Here is a 2,068-nt window from a genome sequence, read left to right as displayed (position 1 = left end):
TGATGACGGTTCGGGTCACCGGCTTGGCGGTTGGGCAGCCCGCGTGCCCAGCGGGTGGTGCCTGACGACCGGCTTGTCACCCAGCCCAACTTCGTCGCCGAACGCGGCGTCGGCCACCTCGGTGGTCGGTAGCCTGGCTAGCCCAGATTTTTCGCGAAATGCGCCTTGTGAAGGTGTGTAGATGAGCGAAAGTGCCTGTCCTGCAAGGAATAATTGGACTTGTCGACGGTTCAATCGTTCCAAGTGGAAGGCACCTCGCAGGTGAAGAATATCGCGGTGGCAGGGCGGGTGAAAGTGTCTGCTGACGGCCAAGGTGTGGTGTCGCATGCCGGGATGGGCATGCTGCGCGAACTGGCCGACCGGACCGGGTTATCGACGCAGGTCACGGCCGCGCTGGCGGATACCTACCGGGGCCCGTGGGTGTACGCGCCCGGGGAGGTGTTCGCTGATCTGGCCGCCGCGGTCGCCGACGGGGCCGACTGCATCGACGGGGTCGCGCAACTGTGCGGGGATCGCGAGCACGTCCTGGGTGCGAAGGCCTCGACGACCACGATGTGGCGGCTGGTCGATGAGCGCATCGACGCCGCACACCTACCCGGGGTACGGGCCGCGCGGGCCGCCGCGCGGGCCGCGGCCTGGGAAGCCGGAGCGTCCCCCGCTGGTGAGGGCTGGCTGCACATCGACATCGACGCCACCCTGGTCATCGATCACTCCGACAACAAGACCGGCGCCGCCCCGACCTGGAAGAAGACGTTCGGTCTTCATCCGCTGCTAGCGTTCCTGGACCGCCCCGAGATCGCCGGTGGCGAGGCTCTGGCCGGGTTGCTGCGCAACGGTAACGCCGGCTCCAACACTGCCAGTGACCACGTCATCGTTCTGGGACAGGCACTGGCCGCCCTGCCCCCGGCGTGGCGGCCCGACCCAGACCACCCCGATGATCCCGATAAGCCCCGGGTGGTGGTGCGCTGCGACACCGCCGGGGCCACCCACCGATTCGCCGATGCCTGCCGCATCGCCGGGGTCGGGTTCTCCTTCGGCTACCCTGTCGACGCCCGCGTGCAGGACGCCGTGGACAGTCTCACCCTCGCTGATGCCTGGTACCCGGCGATCGACACCGACGGCGGTATCCGCGACGGCGCCTGGGTCGCCGAGGCCACCACCCTGGTCAACCTGGCCTCCTGGCCGGCCGGGACCCGGTTGATCCTGCGCAGAGAACGCCCCCACCCCGGCGCGCAGTTGCGGTTCACCGACGCCGACGGGATGCGGATCACCGCGTTCATCACCGACACACCACCCGGAATCATCGCCGGGCAGGTAGCGGGCCTGGAGTTACGGCACCGTCAGCACGCCCGCGTCGAGGACCGTATCCGCGAACTGAAGGCCACCGGTCTGCGTAACCTGCCGTGTCATTCCTTCTGGGCCAACGCTGCCTGGCTCGAAGTCATTCTGGCCGGCGCCGACCTGGTCACCTGGACCCGACTCATCGGATTCGGTAGCCACCCGGCACTGGCCCGCGCTGAGATCGCCACCTTCCGCTACCGGGTCCTGCACGTCGCGGCCCGCGTCACCCGCAGTGCCCGTCAACTGCGGCTACGCCTGGATGTCACCTGGCGGTGGGCATCGGCGATAGCCGCCGCCTGGCAGACCATCCGCAGCGCCTTCCGATAACACCGCGGCCCATCCGACCGACCAACGTTGAAAGGCCCACCGGCCCTGGGAAAGCCCGCCCCACCCGGCGACACGGGACAGCTCCGCCACGCCACCACCCGAAAATCATTACCAATCAGCCAATTCGCCATCAGACCGAGCCCGAACCCATTTTCCATGCAAAATCGAGGCTAGCGCGACCGGTCCGAGCGACTCTGGCGGCGCGCGAAGGCCGGTGCCCGCTCCGGGCGCACCCCCACACCGACCAGGTAGGCCGGTATCGCTGACAGCCAGGGAAACATCGCGAACAGGGTGCCCACGCTCGGCGGTGGGTCGAGGTTCTTGCCGCGCAAGATCGGGTTCAGCGCTCGGTGCGCCGCCCGCTGAACCGTTTGAGTGACGACGGTGGGTAGCTCCCGGC

General features: G+C 68.4%; 1 protein-coding gene and 1 pseudogene. One reads left to right on the top strand and one right to left on the bottom strand.

The window, feature by feature from the left end:
• Nucleotides 1-261: 261 nt before the first annotated feature.
• The gene (locus tag AC2VOG_RS10410; protein ID WP_486939816.1) at nucleotides 262-1,668 is read left to right on the top strand and encodes an IS1380 family transposase; all 1,407 of its coding nucleotides are present in this window, start codon (nucleotides 262-264) and stop codon (nucleotides 1,666-1,668) included.
• A 170-nt stretch (nucleotides 1,669-1,838) separates the two neighbouring features.
• Here the strand turns inward: AC2VOG_RS10410 and AC2VOG_RS10405 are convergent.
• Nucleotides 1,839-2,068, bottom strand: a pseudogene (locus AC2VOG_RS10405) (FAD-dependent oxidoreductase); the annotation flags it as partial.

It is taken from the genome of Mycobacterium sp. TH-M11, from assembly GCF_057473725.1.
The sequence above is the reverse complement of the archived record's forward strand: the minus strand, read 5'-3'. Positions and strand labels throughout refer to the sequence as shown.